The organism is Variovorax paradoxus EPS (genome assembly GCF_000184745.1).
Lineage (GTDB): Bacteria > Pseudomonadota > Gammaproteobacteria > Burkholderiales > Burkholderiaceae_C > Variovorax > Variovorax paradoxus_C.
This window is the reverse complement of record NC_014931.1, coordinates 4,375,642-4,393,868: the sequence shown is the minus strand read 5'-3', so window position 1 is coordinate 4,393,868 and position 18,227 is coordinate 4,375,642. Positions and strand designations below refer to the sequence as shown.

Below are 18,227 nucleotides of genomic sequence, written 5' to 3'. Positions count from 1 at the left end.
TCAGCGCGGTGAATCCGCCGGCGTCAGGTGCCGGGTCAGGGCCCAGAACGCCAATGCAATGCCGCTGGTAATTGCGCCCGCAATGCAGACGCCGTTCCAGCCGGCATGGGCGTACACCATCGTCGAGGCGATCGATCCGGTCGCGGAACCGATCGAATAGAAGATCATGTAGCCGGCCGTGAGCCGGCTCTGCGCTTCCGGACGCACGCGATAGATGAGGCTCTGGTTCGAGACGTGCACCGACTGCAGGCCGAAGTCGATCGTGACCACGCCGATCACCATCGCCCAGATCGACCACGGCAGCAGCGCGATGAGCCCCCACGACAGCAGCATGACCACGAGCCCGATGCCGGTGGTGTGCTGCGCCCGTCCGCGGTCCGCTTGGCGACCCGCCCGCGCAGCACCCAGTGCGCCGGCCGCGCCCGCCAGGCCGAACAGCCCCACCTGTGTGTGCGAGAGCGAGAACGGCGGCGCCGTCAGCGGCAGCACCATCGGCGTGAGCAGCATCGTGATGGCCATGAAGATCAGCATCGCGAGCACCGCGCGGATGCGCAGCACGGGCTCCTCGGCGAAGAGGGTGAACACCGAGCGGATCAGCTGCGGATACGGGATGCGCACTGCCGGCCGCACGTTGCGCGGCAGTGCCTTCCACAGCAGGCCGGCGACGACCAGCGTGGCCGCGGCCGACACCAGGTACACCGAGCGCCAGCCGAAGAGATCCGACAGCGTGCCCGACACCGCCCGCGCGAGCAGGATGCCGACGATGATCCCGCTCGTCACGATGCCCACCACCCGGCCGCGCTCGCCCGGCGGCGCCATGATCGCGGCGTAGGCGACCAGCACCTGCGTCACGACGGCCAGCACGCCGACCGCGGCCATCGCCGGCAGCAGCATCGAGGCACTGGGCGCCAGCGCGACGCAGAGCAGGGCGATCACCGACAGTAGCGACTGCCCCACGATCAGCCGCCGCCGGTCGACGAGATCACCCAGCGGAACGACCAGCAGCAGGCCGAGGCCGTAGCCAACCTGGGTGATGGTGATGACGATGCCGACCGTCGCGGGGCGGATGCCGAAGGTGGCAGCGAGCGTGTCCAGCAGCGGCTGGGCGTAGTAGACGTTGGCCACCGCAAGCCCGCAGGCGACCGCGAACAGCAGCGCCATCGCGGCGGAGATGACGGGCGCGGCAGCGCCCCGCGCTGCAGCCGAATCGATGTTCGGTTTCAGCCGCCCGGTGGTGGCGGTTCGATAGTGGGTCATGGCGCTTCCGGAAAAAGGACAGTCGGGTAGAACGTTAAATCTGGTTTTAAAAAAATACCAAAAAATTTTAGCATTCGAGTTTTAACTTGCAACTGATCAGGGCGCGCCGAATGGAAGCCGCTGCCTTGTGAATCGGAGCGAGGGAGGCCCAATCGCCCAGCGTTGCAGCCGCCTTCTTTCACTTCTCGCCGGACTTGGTACCACCTGTCTCCGGCTAAACCCCAAGTCCGCTGGTCATCGAAATACCAGTCCCCCGGCGCGCGTGTACGCGGGGCCGGGCCTTGGCTGCATACGCTTCGTCACCCTCACAAGGAACCAAGGAGACAAACAAATGACCCAACGAAACACCCGCCGCATCACCGCTGGCGCACTGCTGCTGGCGGCACTGGCCGCAGCCGGCCAGGTTCAGGCCCAGCAGGCCTGCAAGGACGATGTGCGTGTGCTCTCCCAGCCGCGCGACGGGCTCACCCTGCTCGAAAAGTACAAGGACGAATTCAAGGCGCTGAGCGGCGCCTCGTTCACCATCGACAACCTCAACGAAAACGACCGCCGCACCAAGACGCGCGCCGATGCATCGACGGTGGGCAAGTACAACGTGTACTACGTCGACGAGGCCAACGTGCCCTTGTTCGCGCAGTCGAAATGGATCGTGCCGCTCGCCAAGTACTACCCGGCCGACTACGACTACGCCGACTTCGACCCTGGCCGCCAGAAGGTCGCGACCTTCGCGGGCGAGGCCTGGTTCGCGCCGCTCACCGGCGGTGGCGACCTGCTGGTCTACCGCAAGGACCTGCTGGAAAAAGCCGGCGTCAAGCCGCCCACCACGCTCGACGAATTCGTCGCTGCAGCAAAGAAGCTCAACGACCCGGCCAACGGCATCTACGGCGTGGCCCTGCGCGGCCAGCGCGGCTCCGGTGCCAACGTGTGGCGCTGGATGCCGTTCTTCCGCGGCAACGGCGGCCAGTGGTTCGATGGCGACAAGCCCGTCTTCAATTCGCCCGCCGCGGTGAAGGCCACGCAGACCTACCTGGAACTCTTCAAGTACTCGGCACCCGGCACCAAGACCGGCAGCTGGGACGAATCCACCGGCGCCTTCCTTGCGGGCAAGGTCGCGCTGCTGGTCGAGTCGACGCCGCTCGCGGGCAATGCGCTCGATCCGAAGATGTCCACCGTCATCGGCAAGGTCGCCTACCTGCCGCCGCCTTCTCCGCTCACCGGCGGCGGCTACGGCCACGGCCTGGCCATTGGCACCAAGGCCAACAAGACCGAAGAAGCGAAGAAGTGCGCGGGCCTCTTCGTAGCTTGGGCCACCTCCAAGAAGCAGGAGCAGCGCCGCCTGGCCGAAGGCCAGTTCAGCGAACTCAACCGTACCAGCGTGCTGGGCAGCCCCGAGTTCGCCAAGCGCTACGGCGCCGATCTGGGCAAGGCCCTGGCCGACACGAGCAAGGTGACCGCGGTGAACTTCTGGCAGGACCCGGCATGGCCTGATCTCGGCGATCGCTGGGGGATCATTCTCGAAGAGCTGGTCACTGGCTCGCGCACCGACATCCAGGGCGGGCTCGATGAACTCGATGCCTATGCGAAGCAGCTGATCGCACGGCGCAAGAAGTGAAGACGACGCGAAGCAACAACAAGACCCGGCTGCCGGTCGTCTTCATCGGACCGGGCCTCTTGGTGCTGGCGGTCCTCGCCCTGGTGCCGACGATCTTCGCGATCGTCATCTCGCTGCAGGACCGGGAGCTGGGCCAGGCCGATATCGGCTGGGTCTGGTTCTCGAACTATGTGCAGCTCTTCTCCGACCGGCGCTTCCTGAACTCGGTGAGCGTCTCGCTCATCTGGGAAGTACTGACGGTCACTTCCACGATGGCCGTCGCGGTGTTGCTGGGCGTGCTGCTGTTCCAGAACACCACGCCGCGCTGGCGCAACGCGCTGTGCATGCTGTTCATCGTGCCGGTGCTGCTGCCGCGCGTGTCGGCGGCTTTCGTCTGGAAGTTCGCGTTCCATCCGCTGTTCGGCCTGCTGACGTATCCGTACAAGGCCATCACCGGCGAGCCGCTGGACCTGCTGGCCAATCCGCTCACGGCGCTGCTCACCGTCGCTTTCGTGGACGTGTGGCAGTGGGGCCTGTTCTTCGCCGTCATCGTGCTCAAGCTGCTCGAAACCCTGCCGCCCCAGCCCTTCGAGGCCGCGCGCATGGACCACGCCAAGACCTGGGAGGTCTACGCCTACGTCGCGCTGCCGATGCTCAAGGCGCCGCTCATCAGCCTCACCTTCGTGAAGATGGTCGAGTCGCTGCGGGCCTTCGACCTCATCTACGTGATGACGCGCGGTGGCCCCGGCATCTCGACCGAGACGCTGGACATGTACGCCTTCTCGCAGGGCTTCATCGAGTCGGGGCGCATCTCGTACGCATCGAGCATGGCGGTGCTGATGATGGTCGCCTCGACCGTGGCCTTCACCTATATCTGGAAATGGACGAGGCCCTCGTCATGAAAAAGCAATCGTCGCTGTCCGTGGGCACGCTGCTCGCGCGGCTGGTGCTCGTCGTCGCCGGCCTCTCCGCGCTGGTGCCGGTGCTCTGGACTTTCCTCAACTCGTTCAAGAACCGGGTCGACATCGTCTCGGCCGTGCCGAAGTTCTTCTTCACGCCCACGCTGGAGAACTACGCCTACGTGCTGGGCCGCGAGGCTGTGGCGCAGGGGCTCATCAACTCGATCCTCGTGGTCGGCGCGGCCGTCGTCATCGGCGCGGTGCTCGGGTTGCCGGCCGCGTATGCGCTGGCCCGCTATCCGCTGCGCTGGGCGGACGACATCCAGTTCTTCGTGCTGTCGATGCGCTTCCTGCCGCCGGTGGCGGTGGCCATTCCTCTCATGGTCATCTGGCTGCAGCTGGAGCTGTACGACACGCGCTTCGCGCTCATCGTCACCTACACGCTGCTCACGCTCTCCACCGTGATCTGGCTCGCGATTCCGGCCTTCAAGGCGGTGCCCAAGGAGGTGGAAGAAGCAGGGCGCGTCGATGGCTACGGGCCCTACGCGATCTTCTTTCGCGTCTCGCTGCCGATTGCCGCGCGTTCGCTGGTCGGTGCCATCGCCTTCGGCTTCGTGCTGGTGTGGAACGAATTCCTCATCGCGCTGATGCTCACCACGTCCGATGCCAAGACGCTGCCCATCGTCGCCTCCGAACTCAGCCAGCTCGGGCGCGACGTGCCCTGGGGCATCTTGAATGCCTCGGTCATCCTGCTGTCGGTGCCGCCGCTCCTGATGGTCGGCGTGCTCAGCGGCTTTCTCAATGCCGCGTTCAAGCGCAAGCGGGAGGCTGCATGAGCCGCATCCATTCCTCTTCTCCAGAACAAAAAATGTCTGCAATCAGCTGTCACAACATCATCAAGCGCTACGGGGAAACGCAGGTCGTCCACGCGTTCGACCTCGACGTGGCCGACAACGAATTCGTCGTGTTCCTCGGCCCCTCGGGCTGCGGCAAGTCGACCATCCTGCGCATGCTCGCGGGCCTGGAAGACATCAGCGGCGGCGACCTGCACATCGGCGGCCGTCGCGTCAACGATCTGCCGCCGCAGGAGCGCGGCATCGCCATGGTGTTCCAGAACTACGCGCTCTACCCGCACATGACGGTGCGCGACAACATCGCCTTCGGTCTCAAGCGGCTGAAGGTGCCCAAGGCCGAGATCGACAGCCGCATCAAGGAGGTGTCGGACACGCTGGGCCTGGAGCGCTACCTGCAGCGCAAGCCCGCCGAACTCTCGGGCGGCCAGCAGCAGCGCGTGGCGATTGCGCGCGCGATGATCAAGACGCCCAAGGTGTTTTTGTTCGACGAGCCGCTGTCGAACCTCGACGCCAAGCTGCGCAACCACATGCGCATCGAGATCGCGAAGCTGCACCAGACGCTGAAGACCACCACGGTCTACGTCACGCACGACCAGCACGAGGCGATGACGCTGGCCGACCGCATCGTGCTGCTGCGCGACGGGCGCATCGAGCAGGTCGGCTCGCCCAAGGAAATCTTCGAGCGCCCGCGCTCGGCCTTCGTGGCCGGCTTCATCGGCACCCCGCCGATGAACCTGGTCGAGATGTCGGTGAAGGACGAGGGCAGCCATTTCGAACTGAGGGGACGAGGCGGCGTGGTGCACGTGAATGCGCGCCGGTTCGCGCTCGAGGGCCGCGAGCGCGTGACGCTGGGCATCCGGCCGGCGCACCTGCAGGTGGACACGAACAGCGGCCGCGACGGCGGCTTCTCTGGCGAGGTGCAACTCGTCGAATACCTCGGCAACGAAGTGCTGGTGAGCTTTGGCGGAGACGACAACGAAATCTCCGCGCTCATGCCCTCGGCCCAGAGCCCGCGCCTGCACGAGCGCGTGAGCTTCGTGGCCGATCCCGAGCAGGTGCATCTGTTCGACATCGACACCGGCGCATCGCTGCGCGTCGACCGCGCCCCCTTGCACTGAACGCAGACAACCGAAACACACTCTCGATCGAAAGATGGAAATGAAAGCACTGGTCCTGGAAAAGGCGCACGAACTCACGCTGCGCGACGTTGATGTCTCCCTTGAGATGGGGCCTCGCGACGTGAAGATCCGCATGCACACCGTGGGCGTCTGCGGCAGCGACGTTCATTACTACCAGCATGGCGGCATCGGCCCCTACATCGTCAACGAGCCGATGATCCTCGGCCACGAAGCCTCCGGCGTGGTCGCCGAGGTGGGCGCCGAAGTCAAGCACCTCAAACCCGGCGACCGCGTCTGCATGGAGCCCGGCATTCCCGAGATGGATTCGCGCGCGACGCTCGAAGGCCTCTACAACCTCGACCCTGCCGTGCGCTTCTGGGCCACGCCGCCCATTCACGGCTGCCTCACGCCCTTCGTGGTGCACCCGGCCGCCTTCACCTTCCGCATGCCCGACAACGTGAGCTTCGGCGAGGGCGCCATCGTCGAGCCGCTGGCCATCGGCCTGCAGGCGGCGAAGAAGGCGGCGCTGAAGCCGGGCGATGTGGCTGTGGTGATCGGCGCCGGCACCATCGGCGCGATGACCGCATTGGCCGCGCTCGCGGGCGGCGCGGCGCGCGTGATCCTGGCGGACCTCGTGCCCGAGAAGCTGGCGCTGTTCGCCGACAACCCGGCCGTGACCACCGTCAACGTGCGCGACGCCGATCTCGCCGAGACCGTGAAGGCCCTGACCGATGGCTGGGGCGCCAACGTGGTGTTCGAGGCCAGTGGCAGCGCGCGCGCCTTCGACAACATCTTCGATCTGCTGTGTCCCGGTGGTTGCCTCGTGCTGGTGGGCATGCCCGGCAACAAGGTGCCCCTGGACATCGTTGCGATCCAGGCGAAGGAGATTCGCATCGAGTCGGTGTTCCGCTACGCCAACATCTTCCCGCGCGCACTCGCGCTGATCGCTTCGGGGCAGGTGAACGTGAAGCCGTTCATCTCGCGCACCTTCGCATTCGAGGACGGCATCAAGGCTTTCGAGGAAGCGGCTGCGGGCCGGGCGAGCGACGTGAAGATCCAGATCGAGTTTCCGGCGACCCTTCCGGCTTGATTTCGAGGGGCGCAAAGGCCAGCCGGCCGGCTGGCCGAGCGCTTCTTCGCAAGGGAAAACGCCGGGGAGCGCGAAGGCGATGCGCGGCTAAAGTGGCTGCGCCTTGCCACTCGCCGATTCGTCGCCCATGCCCTTGGTCTTTCGCAATGTCGTCCTCACCGGAGCCTGTGGTGGTCTCGGCCAGGCACTGGCGCGAGAGCTGATCGGCGGCGGTGCGCAGGTGGCGCTGGTCGGGCTCGATAGGGCGAAGCTCGAGTCGCTCGCTGCGCTGGCATCGGGGCGATGCGCGGTCTACACGCCCGACGTGTCGAACAGCCCTGCGATGCAGTCCATGGCCATCGACTGGATGGCCAAGGCCGGCGTGCCCGACCTCGTGATTGTTAATGCGGGCGTGGCGGGTGGCTTCGACACCGCCGAGGCCGATGACCTTGCGGTGCTGCGCCGCATGCTGGAGATCAACCTGCTTGGCGCGGCAACCACCTTCCAGCCATTCGTGAAGCCGATGCGTGCGCAACAACGTGGCGCATTGGTCGGCGTGGCCAGCATCGCGGGCTGGCGCGGCATGCCGGGCAACGGCGCCTACTGCGCGAGCAAGGCGGGGCTCATCCGCTATCTCGAAAGCCTGCGTGCCGAGCTGCGTGAGACGGGCATCACGGTGCACACCATCAGCCCTGGTTACATCCGCACGGCTCTGACTGCAGGCAACCGCTTCGCGATGCCGGGCCTGCTCGAAGCCGACGAGGCTGCGCGCCAACTGCTCGCCGGCGTGCGTGCCGGACGCGAGCAGATCGTGTTGCCGCGCCGCATCGGCTGGCTATCGAAGTTGCTGAACCTGCTGCCCGAGAAACTGCACGACCGCGTGCTGCGCGGGCAACCGCGCAAGCCGCGCGTGGGCGAGGCCGGCGCCACGGCCATTCCCGGTCTTTCCGACAAACATCCTCCGACCTGATGGCAGACGACGCACCCACCCACGAGAAGATCGCCCTCATCGGCGCCGGCCCTTCCGGCCTCGCCGGGGCACGCAACCTGCAGAAGCACGGCGTGCCCTTCCAGGGCTTCGAGGCGCACAGCGATGTGGGCGGCCTCTGGGATATCGACAATCCGCGCTCCACGGTCTACCACTCGGCGCACCTGATCTCCAGCAAGCGCACGACCGAGTTCGCCGAGTTTCCGATGGCAGACACGGTGGCCGACTACCCGAGCCACCGCGAGTTGCGCCGCTACTTCAGCGACTTCGCCGACCGCTTCGGGCTGCGGGAGCACTTCCGCTTCAACACACGCGTGCTGCGCGTGGAGCCGGTGAGCGATGCGCCGGACACGCGCTGGCGGGTGACCATCGATACCGGCGCAGGGGAGCCAGAGGCCGCGGAGTACAAGGGCGTGGTCATCGCCAACGGCACGCTCGCCGAGCCCAAGCGCCCGCAGTTCGAAGGCCAATTCGATGGCGAGCTGCTGCACACCAGCGACTACAAGCACGCCGAGCTCTTCAAGGACAAGCGCGTGCTGATCGTCGGCGCGGGCAACTCGGGCTGCGACATCGCGGTCGACGCGGTGCACTACGCGAAGAGCGTCGAAATCTCGGTGCGGCGCGGGTATTACTTCGTGCCGAAATACGTGTTCGGCAAGCCGGCCGACACGCTGGGCGGCAAGCGGCCGCTGCCGCCGTGGCTCAAGCAGCGCATCGATGCGACGGTGCTCAAGTGGTTCACCGGCGACCCGGTGCGCTTCGGGTTTCCGAAGCCCGACTACCGGATGTACGAGTCGCACCCCATCGTGAATTCGCTGGTGCTGCACCACGTGGGGCATGGCGACATCGGTGTGCGCGGCGACATCGCGCGGCTCGATGGGCACACGGTGCATTTCAAGAACGGCAGCGCGCGCGACTACGACCTGATCCTTGCCGCGACCGGCTATGCGCTGCACTACCCGTTCATCGACCGCGAGTTGCTCAACTGGCAGGGCATGGCGCCGCGCCTGTACCTCAACATCTTTTCGCCGCGCTTCGAAAACATCGGCGTGCTCGGGATGATCGAGGCGAGCGGCATCGGATGGCAGGGGCGCTACGAGCAGGCCGAGCTGCTGGCGCGCTACTTCCGCGCGAAAGCGGCCGGATCGCCCAAGGCCGCGGCGTTGCGCGCGGCGGTGCAGGGGCCGCCACCCGACCTGTCGGGCGGCTACAAGTACCTGCAGCTCGAGCGCATGGCGTACTACGTGCACAAGGACACCTACCGTGCGGCGGTGCGCAGCGCCTCGGCGGCGCTGGCCGACTCACCCTGAACGAGGCTTTCACATCCATGCTGCCCGTCGACGAAATCCGCCTGCACTTCAATCCGGCTTCGCTGGTGCTGCTCAACGTGGTGCTGGGCTTTTTGATGTTCGGCATTGCGCTGGACACACGCATCGACGACTTCAAGCGCGTGGCGCGCATGCCGGGCGCGATGGCGGTGGGCATCGGTGCGCAGTTCATCGTGCTGCCGGCCGTGACCTTCGCGCTCACGCTCATCCTGAAGCCGGGGCCGAGCATCGCGCTGGGCATGATCCTCGTGGCGTGCTGCCCGCCCGGGAACATCTCGCAGATCCTCACGCACCGCGCGGGCGGCAACGTGGCGCTGTCGGTGTCGATGACGGCGATCTCGAATGCGCTTTCCATCGTCGTCATGCCGCTGAATTTCGCGTTCTGGGGCGGGCTGCATCCCACGGCCTCGGCGCTGCTCAAGACGATTGAGCTCGACCCGCTGGACATGCTGGGTCACATCGTGATGATCATCGGCATTCCGTTCGTGTTGGGCGTGGCCTGCGCGCACCAGCTGCCGAGGTTCACGGCGCGCATCAAGAAGCCGGCGCGCATCCTGAGTTTTCTCGCGCTGATCGCTTTCATCGTCGGTGCCATCGCGGGCAACTGGCGCTATTTTCTGGACTATGTGGGGCTGGTGCTGATGGCTGTGGTCATCCACGATGCGCTGGCGTTCGGCACGGGTTACCTGTGCGCACGGCTTTCTGGGCTGGGCGACTACGACCGGCGGGCGGTGTCGATCGAGGTGGGCATCCGCAACGCAGGGCTCGGGCTGGTGCTGATCTTCAGCTTCTTCGGCGGGCTCGGCGGCATGGCGGTGGTGGCGGGCGTCTGGGGCTTCTGGGACATCATCGCGGGCCTCGCGCTGGCGAGCTGGTGGGGGCGCAAGCCCGCGACGCCGTGAGCGCGCGCCGTGTGCTCGTGACGGGCGGCGATGGGTTCCTGGGGCGCGGCGTGCTGGCTGCGCTGGCGGGGAAATCGCTAGACGTTCTGGTGGCGCTCGATGTGCGCGAGGTGCCTGCGGAGCGGCAGTTGCAGGGCGTGGTCTATCGCCAGCAGGACGTGCGCGATGCGGGCATCGGCGACACGCTTGCAGCGCACGCCATCGACACGGTCGTGCACCTGGCTTCGATCGTCACGCCTGGCAAGGACTCGAACCGCGCCTTCGAGCATTCGGTCGATGTGGGCGGCACGCGCAATGTGCTCGAGGCCTGCGTGGCGCGGGGCGTGCGGCACATCGTGGTGTCGTCCAGCGGCGCGGCCTATGGCTATCACGCGGACAACCCGGCGTGGATCACCGAATCGCAGCCGCTGCGGGGCAACCCGGTGTTCGCATACGCCGACCACAAGCGGCAGGTGGAAGAGATGCTCGCGGACTATCGCGCCGCACATCCCGCGCTCGCGCAGACGGTGCTGCGCATCGGCACCATCCTCGGCGAGCGGGTCGACAACCAGATCACCGCGCTGTTCGAGAAGAAGCGGCTGATCGCCATCCGCGGCAGCGCGAGCCCGTTCGTGTTCGTGTGGGACGAGGACGTGACGGGCGCCATCGCGCATGCGCTCGGCGAGGCACCGCCCGGTTGCTACAACCTCGCGGGCGACGGCGCGCTCACCATCCACGAGATCGCATCGCGCCTCGGCAAGCAGGCGACCGATTGGCCGGTCGGTGTGCTCAAGGCGGCGCTCGCTGTGGGGTCTGCATTGGGTGTGAGCCGCTACGGCCCGGAGCAACTGGACTTCCTGCGCTACCGGCCGGTGCTGCTCAACACCGCGCTGAAAGAGCGCTTCGGCTACGTGCCGAGCAAGACCAGCAGCGAAGCCTTCGACGCCTTCGTGGCGGCGCGTGCGCGGCAGGGGCGGCCGGTCACTTCTTCCTGATTTCTTCCACCGGTGCGATCAGGTGCTCGAGCATGCGCCGGGCGTTGATCGGCAGGTCTTCCGACGAGCGCACGCAGGCCATCAGCGTGCGCTCGGCCCAGGCATCGGCGAGCGAGGCGCGCGCGATCTTCATCGAACGGGCGCAGCGCTCGGCCGCGGTCTGCGGCACGATGCCCACGCCGATGCCGTACTCGACCATGCGGCACACCGCCTCGAAATTGCGCACGCGCACGCGGTAGGCCAGGTGCTTGCCCAAGGCGCGGACGTGGCCGGTCAGCAGTTGCTGCAGCGCGGTGTCCGCGGGCAGGCCGACGAACTCGTTGTCGACCACCTCTGCCAGCTTCACACGCCGGCGCCCGGCCAGCGCATGGCCGCGCGGCATCACGAGCACGAGGTCGTCACGGCGGAAGGGATGGCATTCGAGGCCTTCGCTGTCGATCGCATCCGAGACGATGCCAATGTCGCAGAGGCCCGCGCGCAGCGCATCGACTGTGTCGGGGCTCGGGCGCTCCTCGAGGTCGACCGAGATGCGCGGATGCTGCGCGAGAAAGCGGCTGAGCACCTCGGGCAGGTGCTCGGTGAGCGCCGAGGTGCCGCACATGAAGCGCACGTGGCCCTTCAAACCCTGGCCGTATTCGCCGAGCTCGCCGCGCAGCCGCTCCATCTGCTGCAGCACGACGCGCGCATGGTGCAGCAGCGTACGGCCGGCCTCGGTGGGGCGCACGCCTTGCGCGTGCCGGGTGAGCAAGGGGCTGCCGAGCGCGTCTTCCATGCCGCGCACGCGCTGGCTGGCCGAGGCGAGCGTCATGTGCGAGCGCTCGGCGCCGGCCGTGAGGCTGCCGGCCTCGACGACGTGGATGAAGAGCCGCAAGTCGGTGAGATCGAATCGCATGGTGGGCCGCAAGGTAGCACGCCAGCCTCAGTCTGTGCCTGAGGCTGGGTGCGCGAATGCCGCATTTTCAGTGGCGTGTCGGGTCTGCAGACTCGGCGGCAATGACGATCTTTTCCAACGAACTGACGGCGGGCCACTGGGCCGCGGCGGCTGCCGTATTTCTTCTGGCCGGGGTGATCAAGGGCGTGATCGGGCTCGGCCTGCCGACGGTGTCGATGGCGCTGCTCGCGCTGTGGATGCCGCCGGTGCGGGCCGCGGCCCTGCTGATCGTGCCCTCGCTCGTCACCAACATCTGGCAGACCGGGCCGCGCGCGAGCTTCGGCGCGGTGCTGCGGCGCATCGGCGGCATGCAGGCGGGGATCGTGGTGGGCACGCTGGGCGGGGCGCTGTGGCTCGGTGCGCCGGGGGGCGCATGGGCTTCGGTGGCGCTAGGCGTGGCGCTGGTGGCCTATGCGCTCTGGGGGCTTACCGGGCGGCAACTGCACGCGCCCCCTGCGCATGAATGGTGGCTGGGGCCGCTGGTGGGTGTTGCGACGGGGTTGGTGACGGCGGTGACCGGCGTGTTCGCGATACCGGCCGTGCCCTATCTGCAGGCGCTGGGCTTCCAGCGCGATTCGCTGATCCAGGCGATGGGAATCTCGTTCACCACCTCGACCATCGTGCTGGGCATCGGGCTGGCGGGGAACGGGGGCTATCCGATGGCGGCGGTGGGCAGTTCGGTCGCGATGCTGGTGCCCGCGATCGGCGGCATGGTCATCGGAACGTGGTTGCGGCAGAAGCTGCCAGTGGCGGTGTTCAAGCGCTGCTTCCTGATCGGGCTGGCGCTGCTGGGCGGGTACATGACGGTTCGGGCTATCGCCTGACCGGCGACCGATCAATCAATCAGACGACGGGCAGCAGGGCGGCGCGCACGCGCTCGATGGTCTGGCGGTAGGGCAGGGCGAAGTCGTCGAGCGCGTCGTCGGCGTCGAGCCAGCGGAAGGAAAACACCAGGCCCTCTTCTTCGGGGCTGCCCGTGGCCATGTGCTCGAAGGTCTCGGGCAGCGGCGCCTCGGCGCGCATCAGGAACAGATGCCACAGCTGCGGATGGCGGTGCGTGTTGCCCTCGACGCCGGCTTCGCATTCGCGGTCCAGCGTGCCGAGCGGCTGCAGCGCGCCCGTGAAGTCGATGCCCGACTCCTCGAGCAATTCGCGCCGCACCGCCACTTCGGGCGATTCGCCGGGCTCGATCGTGCCCTTGGGCAGTTGCGTGTTGCCATCTCCGGGATGGCGGAACACCAGCAGCCGGCCCCGTGCGTCGACCAGGCAGGCGCAGGCCTTGAGGATCGGATCGGAGGGGCTCGCGCCGCTGTCGCTCATCAGGCGCCCGTCAGTGCGGCCTTGACCGCTGCGCTGACCTGGCCCATGTCGGCCTTGCCGGCCAGGCGGGTCTTGACCACGCCCATCACCTTGCCCATGTCGCCGGGGCCGCTGGCGCCCAGTTCGGCCACGATGGCTTTGACTGCGGCGGTGGTTTCCTCGGCGCTCATGCGCTGGGGCAGGTAGCCCTCGATCACCTTGATCTCGGCAGCTTCCTTGTCGGCGAGGTCGGGGCGACCACCGGTGGTGAACGCGGCGATCGAATCCTTGCGCTGCTTGACCATCTTGTCGACGATGGCCACGACCATGGCGTCGTCCAGCTCCACGCGCTCGTCGACTTCCTTTTGCTTCATGGCGGCGAGCAGCAGGCGGATGGTGGCTAGGCGCTCGGAATCCTTGGCGCGCATCGCCGTCTTCATGTCTTCGGTGATTTGTTCTTTGAGTGTCATGTCAGCCTTTCGGAAAAAACAAAAGCCGCGGCAGGTTTCCCTGGCGCGGCTGAGGCAACGGGGCGCGGGCGGTGACTTTCGTCGAGGGCCGGCTGCCCGCAGGTGTTGCTTAGTACAGCTTCTTGGGCAGCTGCATGCTGCGCACGCGCTTGTAGTGGCGCTTGACGGCGGCTGCCTTCTTGCGCTTGCGCTCGGCGGTCGGCTTTTCGTAGAACTCGCGGGCGCGCAGGTCGGTCAGCAGGCCGAGCTTTTCGATGGTGCGCTTGAAGCGACGCAGAGCGACGTCGAAGGGCTCGTTTTCTTTAACGCGGATGGTGGTCATTGATGAATCGTTGAACTGAAGTTGGCTCGGGGAGATCGAGGCCCAAAGCCGGGGTTCCTCAACTGAAATCTTTGGTGGCCGTTGAGGGAAGGCCAAAAGTTAGCCCGCGATTATAGCGCGGTTGCGCACGCATGAGCGCTCGCCCAGGCCCATTGGAAGTTGTATCCGCCCAACCAACCCGTCACATCGACCACTTCGCCGATGAAATAAAGCCCTGGCTGCTTCGATTCCATCGTCTGGGACGACAAATCGCGGGTATCGACGCCCCCGGCGGTGACTTCGGCCTTCTTGTAGCCCTCGGTCCCGCTCGGGGTGATCTGCCATCGGGCGATGCGCTCGGAAAGCGCCGCCAGCGCCTTGTCGGCCGCCTCGTTGACGGGCCGCTGCAGGGCCGGGTCCTGCCCGACCCAGGCGTCCGCCAGCCGCGAGGGCACCAGCGTCGCCAGCTCGTTGGCGATGCGCTTCTTCGACCGCAGCTTGGCCTCGCCCAGCGCCTCGGCCACGTCCGTGCCGGGTGCGAAATCGATGGTGAGCGGGGCGCCGGGCTTCCAATAGCTCGAAATCTGCAGCACCGCAGGGCCGGACAGGCCGCGGTGGGTGAACAGCAGGTCTTCGAGAAAAGCCATCTTTTCCTTCTTGGCCCCGGTTTCGATCCGCACCGGCAGCGCCAGCCCTGCCAGTTCTGCATACGGCGCCCAGCCTTCGCCGCCGAAAGTCAGCGGCACAAGGGCGGGGCGGGGCGTGACCACGCGCAGGCCGAACTGCTCGGCGATGCGGTAGCCGAAGTCGCTGGCGCCGATCTGGGGGATCGACAGGCCGCCGGTCGCAATCACCAGCTTCGGTGTCTCGATCACGCCACGATCGCTATCAATTCGATAGCTTCCGGCGCCCGCTGCATCGGAGGCGCCGGGAGAAAAAACAATATTCCCCAGCTTGCACGGCTGCCATCGCGTCACCCCGCCGGCTTCGCATTCGGCCAGCAGCATGTCCACGATCTGCTGCGAGGAGCCGTCGCAAAAAAGCTGCCCCTTGTGCTTCTCGTGAAAGGCGATGCCGTGTTTCTGCACCAGCTCGATGAACTGCTGCGGCGCATAGCGCGACAGCGCCGAGCGGCAGAAATTCGGGTTGTCGCCGATGAAGTGGCGCTGCGGGGCGCGCACGTCGAGGTCGCGGTTGGTGAAATTGGCCCGCCCGCCGCCCGAGATGCGGATCTTCTCGCCGACCTTCTCGCTGTGATCGACCAGCAGCATCTTGAGCCCGCGCTGGCCCGCGACCCCGGCGCAGAACAGCCCGGCCGCACCGGCGCCGACCACGACGACATCGAACTGGAAAGTAGCAGTGCTCAAGACGGTCAGGGCCCATCCGCCGCCAGGATCGGCGGCGCGTTGTATTTCAGGTGCCCGATGTAGCGCAGCGGCTGCGTCGCGGCGATGGAGGGCACGTCGCCCTCGCGCATGTGCAGCAGGTCGGCCGGGCTCACCCAGCGCGGATCGGCAGCGGTGATCGGCAGGCCCGCCTTGCGATAGGCCTCCAGCACGAACTGCGAGCAGAAGAACTGGTCGTCGCGGCTCGCGCCCAGCTGCACCATGGCCATGCCGCTGATACAGAAATTGCTCACCGAAGACGGAATCAACGGCAGCTCGCAGAGGCGCCGGTTCAGCACGAAAGGCGCGTTCAGCAGCACGCCGGTGGTGTTGTAGCGCGTGCCGACCTGCGAATTGGCCCAGGTGCGCAGCTTCGCAACGCCCGCGTCGTCGAGGCCGGGCACGCGGAAGGCCACCACCATCTGCTCTTCGGCCACCACGTCGGCCAGCGGCCGTGCGCGCACGCCGGTGCCTACAGCTTCGGCGATCAGCCCGTCGCCCAGGTACAGCAGCGCATGGCTCACCGGCGAAAAAGTGCCCAGCCGGATGCCGAACGAATTGACCGTCGCAATCGAGCTCAGCAGGATGTCGCCGGGCTCCAGCGCGCTGGCCGTGATGAGCTCGCCGCCATTGCCCGGTGCGATGACCGAGCTCTGCACCCGCAGGCGCAGGCCCGAATCCTTGGTGGGCAAGTCGACCCGGGTAGCGCAAGCCGAAAGCAGCAGGGCGGCACCCGCCACCGCCACGAGCGCGGCGGCGCGAACAAGAGCGGCCCGCATCATCCCTTCCAGACGAACGGAAACTTCAACTGCTTGAAGAAGCCGTTGGGCACGTAGTCGCCCAGCACGCCGTACTTCTCGGGCCAGAGCTTGGTGCTTTTCACCGCGGTGCCGAAGATGTAGTCGAGGAAGGCGTAGTGCGCCGAATAGTTCTTGTCGAGCGCCTCGATGTCCTGGCTGTGGTGCCAGTGATGGAAGTTGGGCGTCACGATGATGTAGCGCAGCGGGCCGAGCCGCACGCTCACATTGCAGTGGTTGAACACCGCCTGGAAGCCGACCACCACGATGTAGGCATCGATCACTTCCTTGCTGAAGCCCAGCACGTAGATCGGCGCGAGCACCAGCGTGCGCGTGATCAGCAGTTCGAGGATGTGCTGGCGCGAGCCGGCCATCCAGTCCATGCTTTTCACGCTGTGGTGCACCGCGTGCAGGCGCCAGAGCACCGGCACCTCGTGGTACGCGCGGTGCGTCCAGTACTGCACGAGATCGGCCACCAGGATGATCAGCAGGATGCCCGCCCAGAACGGCAGGTTGCCCACCCAGCCGCGGATGCCGTCGTTGGCCGCCCAGCCGAAGAGCTTGTGCACCATGAGGTTGGTGGCCAGCAGCACGAAGCCCACGATCATGTGGTTCACCACGAAGTGGTGGAAGTCGGTCTGCCACTCTTCGCGGAACACCGGCTGGTCTTTCCGCAGCGCAAACAGCTTCTCGATGAAGATGAAGATGAGCGATGAGCCCAGCAGGTCAAGGATGAACCAATCGAGGCCGATGTACGGCGTGTTGTCCGCAAAGTCGTGCACCGGCACCTTGTGCCCGCCGAGCAGCGCCGAGGCCACCACCAGCAGGAACGCGGCCGACGACAGCCAGCGCGAGCGGTTGAAGATGATGTTGACCAGCGAGAGCCCGCCCGAGACCACCAGGGCCACGAGCAGGATGTAGCGCATCACGTCGACGTTGTAGCTCTTGCGCAGCTCGGGCGTGGTGAGGTACTGCGGGAAGTGGAAGGCCAGCACGCCGAGGAAGCACAGGATGGCCAGGCTCAGGGCAATGGTTCCGGTGACGAGGCCACGGCCGCGCTGCAGCTCGCCGTGGCTCGCCGTGAAGTCGTTCAGTTTGTCGAGCATGTCCGCCTCTCTCTCTCTATCGCTTGTGCTTTGTTGGAGCGCGATTTTAGGCGGCGTAGGATGAATCTCACATAGGCCGAACGGCCCGCCGTCTCAACAACGCCGCGGCACCCAGCGCCATGGCCATGACCAGCAGCGAAACGACGGTGGTCACCGTTCCCAGCGCGTAGATCGACGGCGTCGTGACCGTCGAGGTCAGCCCCTGCAATTCGAGCGGCAGCGTGTTGACGTCGCCGATGGCCTGCGAGGTGCGGGCGATCTCGTCCCACGAGAGCGTGAAGCCGAACATGCCGATGCCGACGATCGAGGGGCCGATCAGCGGCAGCACCACGAAGCGGAAGGTCTGCCACGGCGTGGCCCCGAGGTCGCGCGCGGCCTCTTCGTACGCCGGGTTGAAGCGGTTGAACACGGCGAACATGATGAGCAGGCCGAAGGGCAGGGTCCAAGTCAGGTGCGCGCCTAGGGCGGAGCTGAAGAGCCCGAGCGCGGTGCCATAGCCTTCGAGCAGCGTGGTGGCGTCCATCGCCGTGAGCACGCCCTTGATGCCGGTATCAAGCAGCCGGAACTGCAGCCCGATGCCGAGCGAAATGATGATCGACGGCATGATCAGGCTCGCGACCGTGACGAAGAACAGCGCGTTGCCGCCCTTGAGCTTCTTGCGGAACGCGAGCCCGGCCAGCACCGACAGCACCACCGTGAAAGCCATCACCACAGCGCCCAGCGCCAGCGAACGCCTGAAGGCCGCGCCGATGTCGACGGTGCCCAGGCCCTCGGCCAGCTTGTAGAACCAGTGCAGCGACAACCCGCGCAGCGGAAAGGTCAGGCCGCCTTCAGGGCCCTGGAAGCTCAGCACGACGATCGTGATCATCGGGCCGTAGAGAAACAGCACGAACAAGGCGAACACGATCGCAAGGGGCCAGAAGCCGGGGGCACGCTGAGCGCCGATCGGTGTCTGCAT

The 18,227-nt window shown here is 66.5% G+C and carries 19 protein-coding genes; 10 read left to right on the top strand and 9 right to left on the bottom strand.

The window, feature by feature from the left end; genetic code table 11:
* Positions 1 to 1,257 carry an MFS transporter gene (locus tag VARPA_RS20315; RefSeq protein ID WP_013542455.1) on the bottom strand — a complete coding sequence of 419 codons (1,257 nt, stop codon included), beginning with the start codon at positions 1,255 to 1,257 and terminating at the stop codon, positions 1 to 3.
* 331 nt (positions 1,258 to 1,588) lie between these two features.
* Here VARPA_RS20315 and VARPA_RS20310 point away from each other — a divergent pair, with 331 nt between their 5' ends.
* The 9 genes from VARPA_RS20310 to VARPA_RS20270 all read left to right on the top strand — a co-directional run bounded on the left by VARPA_RS20310 (position 1,589) and on the right by VARPA_RS20270 (position 10,980).
* The gene (locus tag VARPA_RS20310) at positions 1,589 to 2,869 is read left to right on the top strand and encodes an ABC transporter substrate-binding protein (RefSeq protein ID WP_013542454.1); all 1,281 of its coding nucleotides are present in this window, start codon (positions 1,589 to 1,591) and stop codon (positions 2,867 to 2,869) included.
* A complete protein-coding gene (locus VARPA_RS20305) occupies positions 2,866 to 3,750 on the top strand; it encodes a carbohydrate ABC transporter permease (protein ID WP_013542453.1) in 885 nt (294 codons plus the stop codon). Before VARPA_RS20310 ends, VARPA_RS20305 begins: the two co-directional genes overlap by 4 nt.
* A 20-nt stretch (positions 3,751 to 3,770) precedes the next feature.
* Complete coding sequence (locus VARPA_RS20300; protein WP_416367511.1) at positions 3,771 to 4,583, top strand: carbohydrate ABC transporter permease; 813 nt, start codon at positions 3,771 to 3,773, stop codon at positions 4,581 to 4,583.
* A gap of 32 nt (positions 4,584 to 4,615) precedes the next feature.
* Complete coding sequence (locus VARPA_RS20295; RefSeq protein ID WP_041942973.1) at positions 4,616 to 5,719, top strand: ABC transporter ATP-binding protein; 1,104 nt, start codon at positions 4,616 to 4,618, stop codon at positions 5,717 to 5,719.
* Between the two features lie 40 nt (positions 5,720 to 5,759).
* Positions 5,760 to 6,809: an NAD(P)-dependent alcohol dehydrogenase gene (locus VARPA_RS20290; RefSeq protein WP_041942972.1), complete on the top strand. Its 1,050-nt coding sequence runs from the start codon at positions 5,760 to 5,762 to the stop codon at positions 6,807 to 6,809.
* Between the two features lie 127 nt (positions 6,810 to 6,936).
* Positions 6,937 to 7,758, top strand: coding sequence for an SDR family oxidoreductase (locus tag VARPA_RS20285; RefSeq protein ID WP_013542449.1), 822 nt, complete (start codon positions 6,937 to 6,939; stop codon positions 7,756 to 7,758).
* The gene (locus VARPA_RS20280) at positions 7,758 to 9,086 is read left to right on the top strand and encodes a flavin-containing monooxygenase (protein WP_013542448.1); all 1,329 of its coding nucleotides are present in this window, start codon (positions 7,758 to 7,760) and stop codon (positions 9,084 to 9,086) included. Before VARPA_RS20285 ends, VARPA_RS20280 begins: the two co-directional genes overlap by 1 nt.
* Before the next feature lie 17 nt (positions 9,087 to 9,103).
* Positions 9,104 to 10,006, top strand: a complete 903-nt coding sequence (locus VARPA_RS20275) for a bile acid:sodium symporter family protein (RefSeq protein WP_013542447.1) — start codon at positions 9,104 to 9,106, stop codon at positions 10,004 to 10,006.
* Positions 10,003 to 10,980 carry an SDR family oxidoreductase gene (locus tag VARPA_RS20270; protein ID WP_013542446.1) on the top strand — a complete coding sequence of 326 codons (978 nt, stop codon included), beginning with the start codon at positions 10,003 to 10,005 and terminating at the stop codon, positions 10,978 to 10,980. The genes VARPA_RS20275 and VARPA_RS20270 overlap by 4 nt, the downstream gene beginning before the upstream one ends.
* On the opposite strand, the gene VARPA_RS20265 is transcribed toward VARPA_RS20270, so the two are convergent.
* Positions 10,967 to 11,872, bottom strand: a complete 906-nt coding sequence (locus VARPA_RS20265) for a LysR family transcriptional regulator (protein WP_013542445.1) — start codon at positions 11,870 to 11,872, stop codon at positions 10,967 to 10,969. The genes VARPA_RS20270 and VARPA_RS20265 overlap by 14 nt on opposite strands.
* Positions 11,873 to 11,973: 101 nt before the next feature.
* Between VARPA_RS20265 and VARPA_RS20260 the strand changes: the two genes are divergently transcribed.
* A complete protein-coding gene (locus VARPA_RS20260) occupies positions 11,974 to 12,735 on the top strand; it encodes a sulfite exporter TauE/SafE family protein (protein WP_013542444.1) in 762 nt (253 codons plus the stop codon).
* Positions 12,736 to 12,754: 19 nt separating this feature from the next.
* Here VARPA_RS20260 and VARPA_RS20255 read toward each other — a convergent pair whose 3' ends face one another.
* The 7 genes from VARPA_RS20255 to VARPA_RS20225 form a co-directional block, all read right to left on the bottom strand.
* Positions 12,755 to 13,231: an NUDIX domain-containing protein gene (locus tag VARPA_RS20255; RefSeq protein ID WP_013542443.1), complete on the bottom strand. Its 477-nt coding sequence runs from the start codon at positions 13,229 to 13,231 to the stop codon at positions 12,755 to 12,757.
* A complete protein-coding gene (locus VARPA_RS20250) occupies positions 13,231 to 13,680 on the bottom strand; it encodes a GatB/YqeY domain-containing protein (protein WP_013542442.1) in 450 nt (149 codons plus the stop codon). Before VARPA_RS20250 ends, VARPA_RS20255 begins: the two co-directional genes overlap by 1 nt.
* Positions 13,681 to 13,789: 109 nt before the next feature.
* Positions 13,790 to 14,002 (bottom strand): 30S ribosomal protein S21, encoded by a 213-nt coding sequence (gene rpsU / locus VARPA_RS20245; RefSeq protein WP_007833691.1) that lies wholly within the window; start codon positions 14,000 to 14,002, stop codon positions 13,790 to 13,792.
* 110 nt (positions 14,003 to 14,112) lie between these two features.
* On the bottom strand, positions 14,113 to 15,348 hold the full coding sequence (locus VARPA_RS20240; protein WP_041942970.1) for an NAD(P)/FAD-dependent oxidoreductase: 1,236 nt from the start codon (positions 15,346 to 15,348) through the stop codon (positions 14,113 to 14,115).
* A gap of 5 nt (positions 15,349 to 15,353) precedes the next feature.
* Entirely contained in the window at positions 15,354 to 16,145 is a 792-nt protein-coding gene (locus VARPA_RS20235) for a YaeF family permuted papain-like enzyme (protein ID WP_013542440.1), read from the bottom strand.
* Positions 16,145 to 17,269: a sterol desaturase family protein gene (locus tag VARPA_RS20230; RefSeq protein ID WP_013542439.1), complete on the bottom strand. Its 1,125-nt coding sequence runs from the start codon at positions 17,267 to 17,269 to the stop codon at positions 16,145 to 16,147. Before VARPA_RS20230 ends, VARPA_RS20235 begins: the two co-directional genes overlap by 1 nt.
* 67 nt (positions 17,270 to 17,336) lie before the next feature.
* Positions 17,337 to 18,227 (bottom strand): ABC transporter permease, encoded by an 891-nt coding sequence (locus VARPA_RS20225; RefSeq protein WP_013542438.1) that lies wholly within the window; start codon positions 18,225 to 18,227, stop codon positions 17,337 to 17,339.

Bases quoted from the DNA above. Each gene is read 5' to 3' on its own strand.
- VARPA_RS20315 (WP_013542455.1), bottom strand. From the start codon at position 1,257: ATGACCCACTATCGAACCGCCACCACCGGGCGGCTGAAACCGAACATC.
- VARPA_RS20310 (WP_013542454.1), top strand. From the start codon at position 1,589: ATGACCCAACGAAACACCCGCCGCATCACCGCTGGCGCACTGCTGCTG.
- VARPA_RS20295 (WP_041942973.1), top strand. From the start codon at position 4,616: ATGTCTGCAATCAGCTGTCACAACATCATCAAGCGCTACGGGGAAACG.
- VARPA_RS20290 (WP_041942972.1), top strand. From the start codon at position 5,760: ATGAAAGCACTGGTCCTGGAAAAGGCGCACGAACTCACGCTGCGCGAC.
- VARPA_RS20285 (WP_013542449.1), top strand. From the start codon at position 6,937: ATGCCCTTGGTCTTTCGCAATGTCGTCCTCACCGGAGCCTGTGGTGGT.
- VARPA_RS20280 (WP_013542448.1), top strand. From the start codon at position 7,758: ATGGCAGACGACGCACCCACCCACGAGAAGATCGCCCTCATCGGCGCC.
- VARPA_RS20275 (WP_013542447.1), top strand. From the start codon at position 9,104: ATGCTGCCCGTCGACGAAATCCGCCTGCACTTCAATCCGGCTTCGCTG.
- VARPA_RS20265 (WP_013542445.1), bottom strand. From the start codon at position 11,872: ATGCGATTCGATCTCACCGACTTGCGGCTCTTCATCCACGTCGTCGAG.
- VARPA_RS20260 (WP_013542444.1), top strand. From the start codon at position 11,974: ATGACGATCTTTTCCAACGAACTGACGGCGGGCCACTGGGCCGCGGCG.
- VARPA_RS20255 (WP_013542443.1), bottom strand. From the start codon at position 13,231: ATGAGCGACAGCGGCGCGAGCCCCTCCGATCCGATCCTCAAGGCCTGC.
- VARPA_RS20250 (WP_013542442.1), bottom strand. From the start codon at position 13,680: ATGACACTCAAAGAACAAATCACCGAAGACATGAAGACGGCGATGCGC.
- rpsU (WP_007833691.1), bottom strand. From the start codon at position 14,002: ATGACCACCATCCGCGTTAAAGAAAACGAGCCCTTCGACGTCGCTCTG.
- VARPA_RS20235 (WP_013542440.1), bottom strand. From the start codon at position 16,145: ATGCGGGCCGCTCTTGTTCGCGCCGCCGCGCTCGTGGCGGTGGCGGGT.
- VARPA_RS20230 (WP_013542439.1), bottom strand. From the start codon at position 17,269: ATGCTCGACAAACTGAACGACTTCACGGCGAGCCACGGCGAGCTGCAG.
- VARPA_RS20225 (WP_013542438.1), bottom strand. From the start codon at position 18,227: ATGCAGACACCGATCGGCGCTCAGCGTGCCCCCGGCTTCTGGCCCCTT.